Origin of the sequence: Turicibacter sp. GALT-G1 (assembly GCF_025594995.1) — a bacterium.
GTDB lineage: Bacteria > Bacillota_I > Bacilli_A > MOL361 > Turicibacteraceae > Turicibacter > Turicibacter bilis.
In genome coordinates, this window is the sequence record NZ_JAMQUS010000086.1 from 1 (window position 1) to 6,909 (window position 6,909).

Consider the following 6,909-nt stretch of genomic DNA (forward strand, 5'->3'; position numbering starts at 1 on the left):
ACTGACGCTATCTTCTGAAAACCGAAAAATAGTAGTAAAAAAATAGGTTATTGATTCCAAATTACTTGTAATCCATCGTCTTTCACCACGATTTTATGGATGAATAAATCAACCATCGCGGTTTGAGTGTCTAAGTCGCATTCAAATAAGTTAGGAATCCCATTTTTAATGAATTGATTGATTTCTGATTCTTCATTTTCTGCCTCTTTTGCTTGTGCTAATTGTTCTTCTTTCTGTGCGTTTAAATCCGCTAGTTTGGCATCGAGTGACGTTTTAGAGAGTCGATCATCCATATAGAGGTCGAGGAGTTTATTGATTTTTTTATCCAAACGCTCGATTTGCTTTTCGTAGTGAGTCACTTGATGTTTGAATTCAATTTCACCACTGGTTCCTAGCCGATGAAGTCGATCGAATATTTCTTTTTCAAATTCTTCACGTGTTAGTTTACGATTTAAGCACTTGCTATCGTAGCGAGCGGGCAGTCGACGACGTTTACACATCATGTCCTGACGCGTGATGCTTTCGCCAGTTGATAATGTGTATTTGACGGCATACGGACGATATTCTTCGCCACAACAACCACAAAACACTTTGCCGGTAAAGACTTTATTTTTAACCGTCCCATAACTTTTAGTTTTATGTTTTTCCCGAACTTCTTGGGCTTGATGAAAGAGTTCAGGTGAGATAATCGGTTCGTGTGAACCGTTGAACCATTCACCGGCAAATGAAACTTCGCCAAGATACAGCCGATTTTGAAGGATTCGAATCAGTCGATTCAATCTAATGTTGTTAAACCCTTCTTTTTCTAATTGCGATTGAACTTTAGCATAGGATTTTAAATCAACATACGCTTCAAACATCCGTTGAATATGCTTGGATTCTTCTTCATTGACGACTAATTCGCCACGAGTGAGTCGGGTATAACCATAAGGAACGTGGGCCGCACTTCCTGCCCAGAGGCCTTCGTCACGAACCATGTTGCGGTGACAGTTCCATAAACGGTCGATGATGGTTTCACGTTCTAATTGAGCGAAGACGGATAAAACCCCAATGGCTGCACGACCAAATGCGGTGCTCGTATCAAGGGTTTCTGAAAGTGAGATAAATTCGACGTGGTTTGGTAAAAAGAGTTCTTCAATGAGAAAGAGGGTGTCATGTTGGCTACGGCTTAAACGGTCTAGACGATAAACAATCACGACATTCACTTTCTTGTTTTTAATATCTTTTTGTAACTGCTCAAGCGCCGGGCGATTTAAATGAGCCCCGCTATATCCCGCATCAATGTATTCTTTCACCTCATTCCAACCTTTAGACGTGCAAAAAGCTTTGATTCGTTCCTTTTGTAGCGGGATACTGTAATTTTCGATTTGTTGTTCCGTTGAAACTCTCGCATACAATGCCACTTTCATGTTTATCCCTCCGATTATTGATTCCAAATCACTTGTAATCCATCTTCTTTCACAATGATTTTATCGACAAATAAATCAATAATGGCGGTTTGCGTGTCTACATCACAGTCAAATAAGTTAGGAATTCCCTTTTGAATGAACTCTTCCATCAGTGAGCTTTCATAGTCGGTTTCTTTAGACTGTGATAATAGTTTTTCTTTTTGAGCATTAAAGTCGGCTAATTTGGCATCTAGTGTGTGTTTGGGGAGTCGGTCATCCATGTATAAATCGAGGAGTTTATTGATTTTATCGTTAATCGCCGCAATTTTTTTCTCGTAGTCAATCGGTTTAGCTTTTTTCGTCCATTCAATTTCACCACTGGTTTCTAAGTTTTTGATTCGATTAAAGATTTCTTCCTCTAAATCAGAACGCTTGATGTTGCGATTAAAGCATTTACTCTCGTAGCGAGCGGGCATTTTACGACGGCGACACACCATATAGTAATACGTTGGCCCGTCTTTTTTATGCTTTTTGCTATAAGAGCGGTAAGTTTCACCACAGCAACCACAGATGACTTTTTGCCGGAAGACATTGTTTTTTATTTTTCCGAAATTATAACCTTTGAAGTGTTCATTGACTTTTTGAGCGGCATTAAATAAATCGACCGAGATAATCGGTTCATGTGACCCTTTGAACCATTCGCCGGCAAATGAAACCTCGCCGATATAAAGTCGGTTTCTTAACAATTTGGTAATCCGATAATCCTCTAACGGTTTAAACCCTTCTTTTTCTAATTTCTTTTGGACTTTAATATAAGATTTTAACGTGACGTATTCCTCAAAGATTCTGACGATATGTTGACGTTCTTCTTCATTGACCACTAATTTTCCGCGTTTAAGTCGGGTATAACCATAGGGACTGGCATCAGAGCCACCGGCCCAAAGCCCCTCATCACGAACCATTTTAAATCGTCCACTTCGTAGACGTTCAGTAATCGTCTCACGTTCCAGTTGGGCAAAGACGGACATCACGCCAATCATCGCACGACCAAAGGGCGTAGAGGTGTCAATGGTTTCTGAAATCGAGATAAATTCTACGTTATTCGGTAGAAACATTTCTTCGATGAGAAAAAGGGTATCACGCTGGCTACGGCTTAAACGGTCTAATCGATAAACGATCACCGCATTAATTTTTTGATGTTCAATATCTTTTTGTAATTGTTGTAACGCCGGGCGATTTAAATTAGACCCACTATAGCCACCATCTACGTATTCCGTGATGTCCGTCCATCCTTTAGAGACACAAAACGCTTTCATTCTTTCCTTTTGTAAAGGAATACTATAATTATCGATTTGTTGTTCGGTTGAAACTCTTGCATACAATGCTACTTTCATCTTCTTTTCCTCCAATAAGGGGAGTGAAGGCCTCAGTATGAGGCCTTTTTTAATTCATAAATGGGCTGACCATCCCTACCAATTTCCCCAAAATACAAACCTCATTCACTTGTTCACCAACCATCGTCATTGGCTCACCCTTTTCAGTCGTTGGTCGTAAGACCACCACATCATCAAACTTGTAAAACTTCTTAATCATTGCCTTTTCATTAGCAATGGTAACAGCAACAACCGCTCCATTTTCCGCCACGGACTGTTTTTTAAAGATCGCATAAACCTCATGAGTTGAAAGAAGGGGAGTCATCTGATCATCATTCACTTCTAAGGATAACGCAAAAAATTCACCTTTTTCATGAGGATAGGGATTGTCAATGTTAGCTATCGCCTGTTCCAATTGATTTCCCACGATCGCTTGATAAACAGGGATCTTATCATCGTTTCCACTCTTAGATGGATGATTAGGGACATACTCCTCAATGCCAAGTAGGACAAGAGGAGAGATGTCTAATGCTTTAGATAGAAGCACCATTTTATCACGCTTCATATTTTCAATTTTCCCTAATTCCCATTTCCAGGCGGTTGTTTTGTCAACGCCACACATTTTTCCTAACTCGCTGTAAGAAAGCCCTAATTGTAGCCTGCGAGTCTTAATGATGTCTTTCACTTCTGTTACTGTCTGGTTCATACTAATCCTTAAATCTCCTTTTTAATATATATTTTCTTATATATATCAGCTCCTTACGTTTTATGATACTACTCGTATTGCGTTAAATCAACATCTGTTGTTGATTTAATGTTATTTTTTCCAATTTAAAGTTATTTTATGTAATGAAATACAATAATCGTTGCTTTTTATAAACGAGTAGAAATAGACGATAATAGTGGATGTAAATTCGTGTTATGGTGTATATCATGACATTTTTCGTGAAATAAAATAAAAATTTTTACAAAAATAAGCGCTTTCGTATTGATTAAAGTTGAAATTTGGTATATTATGGAGTTGATTAAAAGCCACGAAATGGAAGGGGATACAATGACAATGAATGTTGCATTATTGAAATACTATATTGGATTAAGAGGGATGAATCTCACTCAATTTGCCGCACTATTAGGGGTGAATCGAAGTTTTATCTATGCTAAACTACGAAAACCAGATAGTTTCTCGCGTTCTGACATTAAATTAATTATGCAAACATTAGATTTAACACCCGATGAGCTGTTAAATATTTTTTTCCCTGATGCGTTGACTAAAAGCAACGATAACTAAGGGGGCAATCATAGGGGGAATAGAAATGAAAGTTAATACACCGCTAGGCATCATTGAATTTCCCGATGCCCTAACGAATTATGGTTATGCATCGGTGGATACGAAAAAGCCTTTAAAGAAATTAAAGATTCAGACATATGACGAGGGGAAAGAAATTTTATGGTATCGTAATGCAGCGAATCAGGCGATTACCGAGATTAGTTGTAGGAAAGATAAACCACAGGACTATGAATATACGTGTCCATGCGGGTATGAATTAAAATCGGGGTTTAATTTAGAAAGTATTAGATGTCATCAATGCGAAGAACTGATGACTAAAACATACATCGGGGTCGTGGCACAGGTTGTATAGATCGATGGGGGGATGAAGATGTTAGCGGGATTTTTATTTAAAGAATATGAAATGAACAAGGAGGGGGTTGTAACAGGATATAAAGTTCTTTTGAAAAATGAACAAGTGGCAACCCTTGAATACCGTAGCCATACATGGATTGGGGCTATTGTCAAAGATATCAATATTATTACTAAGCGTGATCAATCCGTGATGCGAGTCGCGGATTGGATTATTCATGAATTGAAGGGATAAGATTTCTAATGATTCATCACGATAAGCAGATAGAAAAGGCGTTCGACAAAAAGAGGAGAAATTCTTCTCTTTAACGAACTTGTATAGGATATTAACAAGTCGACCGTTTTTAGATTTTGTCGAATAAGTGGGAGTCAAAATGGGGGAAGTCGTGATGAAGAAAAAAGTATTTGATGATTATGATTATGAGAGTTTTTATGATCAATCATTTGATGAGCAAACAGGGGAATTATTAAATGATCGTGTGAAGTCATTAAGGGGAGTAGCTTATACCACAGCAACGATTAAAGCAGGAAATCAGTTAGAAGTAGAGATTTATCCTTCATTTAAAAAAGAGATTCCTGAGATGATGAGACGATTTAAACAAAAGAAAAGTCGTGAGAGTAGTGAGCAACAGAAGAATTTGAATGATCGAAATGCGAAGAAAAAGTTAATGCGGTTAGTTCATGAAAATTTTTATACGGGTGATTACTGGTGTACGCTAACGTTTAAAGAGGCACCACAAGATTTAGAAACAGCAGAAAGGTTAAGTAAGAATTTTTTTAGACGGATTAACCGAGTTAGAAAGAAAAAAGGGTTAGAAAATGCGAAATATGTGTATGTCATTGAGGAAGGAACAACGGGAACCGAACGATTTCATCTTCATTTAATTATGGATAATGGGTTAACCAAAGCAGAAGTGGAATCCAAGTGGAAACTAGGTTCATCCACCATTAGAACGCTTAATTACTACAAAGAAGAAAATTTCATTGGGATTTGTAAGTACATGATGAAGGATGAAGAAACGTATAAAAGAACGGCTTCCAGATTAAAAGGGAAACGCCGTTGGGGAAGTAGTAAGGGAAATCTTGTGTTACCCAAGCCGTCAAAGAATCGAACGAAAATGAGTAAGCGTAAGGTGATGGACATGGTGTTAAATCAAGATTCGATTGGTGAGAAGTTAGAGCGTGACTATCCCATGTATCAATTTAAAGAAGTTGAAATCAGATATAGCGACTGGAATGGGTTGTTTTATATTTATGCACGGATGCAAAGTAAAAAGCTGAGAAGGCGGGTATCCGAACGTACAAGTCGAACCTAGCAGTCAAAATTGACGGAGAAAATTTTGTGATGCTAGAAGACTTGATAGAGCGGATGCCGTACGAGGCTAGATTGAAAGGAATGAGGGTAAGGAGATGAAAGAATGGAACATTTAGAAACGTTTAATTCATTTGATTTGGAAGTGTTAGCCGAAACCAAAAGGATATTAAGGCTATTAACCGATAATGAACTGGTAGCGGTCGAGCAACGGAATCGAGCCGAATTTTGTGCGAAGTATTGTGATCAATTAGAACGAAGACTTAATCACACCATCATAAACAAGCATAGTAATTAAAACGTATCCCGCTACCATGAAGATGACGTTGTGAGCTACTGATTAAAAAAAATAAACTCTTTATAATCATGAAGCACAACCAATAAGAAATAATCTAAGTTTTATTCTCAAACAATAAACAGAAATAGCTTACCTAAACAACAGTGGATTGTCTGCCGATTCGCATACGCGCGGGCGCCAATCACGACTGTTTGTTTAGTTCACGCTATGCAGTGGGGAAAAGAAAAATGGGGGAGATAAAAGTGACGTTAGAAGAATATCTACAATGTAACAAGATGAAACTATCCACCTTTGCTAAAACGTATAATCTTGATTATCACGGGCTTTTTCGGGTGAAACAGGGAGCAGTTACACGAGATGAAGCGATCAAGCGTGTCTTTGAACAGTTGAATATTATTAATGATGGGAAGCAGAAAGTGGGCGAACCAAACACCTCTTTTCTATCTCAAGAATGTGTGTGTATTCATTGTGAGCCTTCGGGTGACATCTATTGTTATTACCGTCATCACTTACAAGAGATAGAAGAATATTTATTACAACATGACATTCCCTATTATGTTAGACAAGCAAAAGGTTACTGGTTAGTAAAGTATGATAAGGAGGCAAATCTCTATGATTAATAATATTGTTTTAGTGGGGCGGACCACAAAAGCAATCGAATTAAAGCAAAACAAAAACGGGACCAATTATGTGCAATTTACCTTAGCAGTGAATCGTCCGTATAAAGATGAGCAAGGTGGGCAACAAGCGGATTTTATTACTTGTGTCGCATGGAATAAAACGGCGGAAATTCTTTCTACTTATGTTTCTAAAGGGACGCTGATTGGAGTAGAGGGGCGATTACAAGTGAGAAATTATGAGAATGAAGCGGGAGTACGGCAGTATCTATCAGAGGTTTT

10 protein-coding genes are annotated in these 6,909 nt (G+C 38.0%); 7 read left to right on the plus strand and 3 right to left on the minus strand.

Annotated elements, in window-relative coordinates:
* Positions 1-47: 47 nt before the first annotated feature.
* From NEH74_RS12685 to NEH74_RS12695, 3 genes are read right to left on the minus strand one after another with little or no spacing between them, the layout of a single operon-like run.
* Positions 48-1,409 (minus strand): recombinase family protein, encoded by a 1,362-nt coding sequence (locus NEH74_RS12685; RefSeq protein WP_262941429.1) that lies wholly within the window; start codon positions 1,407-1,409, stop codon positions 48-50.
* A gap of 14 nt (positions 1,410-1,423) precedes the next feature.
* A complete protein-coding gene (locus NEH74_RS12690) occupies positions 1,424-2,782 on the minus strand; it encodes a recombinase family protein (protein ID WP_262941430.1) in 1,359 nt (452 codons plus the stop codon).
* A gap of 49 nt (positions 2,783-2,831) precedes the next feature.
* Positions 2,832-3,467 carry a S24 family peptidase gene (locus NEH74_RS12695; protein WP_262941431.1) on the minus strand — a complete coding sequence of 212 codons (636 nt, stop codon included), beginning with the start codon at positions 3,465-3,467 and terminating at the stop codon, positions 2,832-2,834.
* 348 nt (positions 3,468-3,815) lie between these two features.
* Between NEH74_RS12695 and NEH74_RS12700 the strand changes: the two genes are divergently transcribed.
* From NEH74_RS12700 to NEH74_RS12730, 7 genes are all read left to right on the plus strand, one after another.
* The gene (locus tag NEH74_RS12700; protein ID WP_068759590.1) at positions 3,816-4,049 is read left to right on the plus strand and encodes a helix-turn-helix domain-containing protein; all 234 of its coding nucleotides are present in this window, start codon (positions 3,816-3,818) and stop codon (positions 4,047-4,049) included.
* Between the two features lie 25 nt (positions 4,050-4,074).
* Positions 4,075-4,401, plus strand: a complete 327-nt coding sequence (locus tag NEH74_RS12705) for a hypothetical protein (RefSeq protein WP_262941432.1) — start codon at positions 4,075-4,077, stop codon at positions 4,399-4,401.
* Positions 4,402-4,419: 18 nt separating this feature from the next.
* Positions 4,420-4,635, plus strand: coding sequence for a hypothetical protein (locus NEH74_RS12710; RefSeq protein ID WP_262941433.1), 216 nt, complete (start codon positions 4,420-4,422; stop codon positions 4,633-4,635).
* A gap of 154 nt (positions 4,636-4,789) precedes the next feature.
* Positions 4,790-5,716, plus strand: a complete 927-nt coding sequence (locus NEH74_RS12715) for a hypothetical protein (protein WP_262941434.1) — start codon at positions 4,790-4,792, stop codon at positions 5,714-5,716.
* 102 nt (positions 5,717-5,818) lie between these two features.
* Positions 5,819-6,010, plus strand: coding sequence for a hypothetical protein (locus NEH74_RS12720; RefSeq protein ID WP_262941435.1), 192 nt, complete (start codon positions 5,819-5,821; stop codon positions 6,008-6,010).
* A gap of 227 nt (positions 6,011-6,237) precedes the next feature.
* Positions 6,238-6,630, plus strand: a complete 393-nt coding sequence (locus NEH74_RS12725; protein WP_262941436.1) for a hypothetical protein — start codon at positions 6,238-6,240, stop codon at positions 6,628-6,630.
* A partial coding sequence (locus NEH74_RS12730; RefSeq protein ID WP_262941437.1) for a single-stranded DNA-binding protein occupies positions 6,623-6,909 on the plus strand: 287 nt, incomplete at its 3' end. The genes NEH74_RS12725 and NEH74_RS12730, both read left to right, overlap by 8 nt.

Excerpts from the sequence above, each read along its gene's own strand:
- NEH74_RS12710 (WP_262941433.1), top strand. The coding sequence starts at position 4,420 with ATGTTAGCGGGATTTTTATTTAAAGAATATGAAATGAACAAGGAGGGG.
- NEH74_RS12720 (WP_262941435.1), top strand. The coding sequence starts at position 5,819 with ATGGAACATTTAGAAACGTTTAATTCATTTGATTTGGAAGTGTTAGCC.
- NEH74_RS12705 (WP_262941432.1), top strand. The coding sequence starts at position 4,075 with ATGAAAGTTAATACACCGCTAGGCATCATTGAATTTCCCGATGCCCTA.
- NEH74_RS12690 (WP_262941430.1), bottom strand. The coding sequence starts at position 2,782 with ATGAAAGTAGCATTGTATGCAAGAGTTTCAACCGAACAACAAATCGAT.
- NEH74_RS12685 (WP_262941429.1), bottom strand. The coding sequence starts at position 1,409 with ATGAAAGTGGCATTGTATGCGAGAGTTTCAACGGAACAACAAATCGAA.
- NEH74_RS12725 (WP_262941436.1), top strand. The coding sequence starts at position 6,238 with ATGGGGGAGATAAAAGTGACGTTAGAAGAATATCTACAATGTAACAAG.
- NEH74_RS12695 (WP_262941431.1), bottom strand. The coding sequence starts at position 3,467 with ATGAACCAGACAGTAACAGAAGTGAAAGACATCATTAAGACTCGCAGG.
- NEH74_RS12715 (WP_262941434.1), top strand. The coding sequence starts at position 4,790 with ATGAAGAAAAAAGTATTTGATGATTATGATTATGAGAGTTTTTATGAT.
- NEH74_RS12700 (WP_068759590.1), top strand. The coding sequence starts at position 3,816 with ATGACAATGAATGTTGCATTATTGAAATACTATATTGGATTAAGAGGG.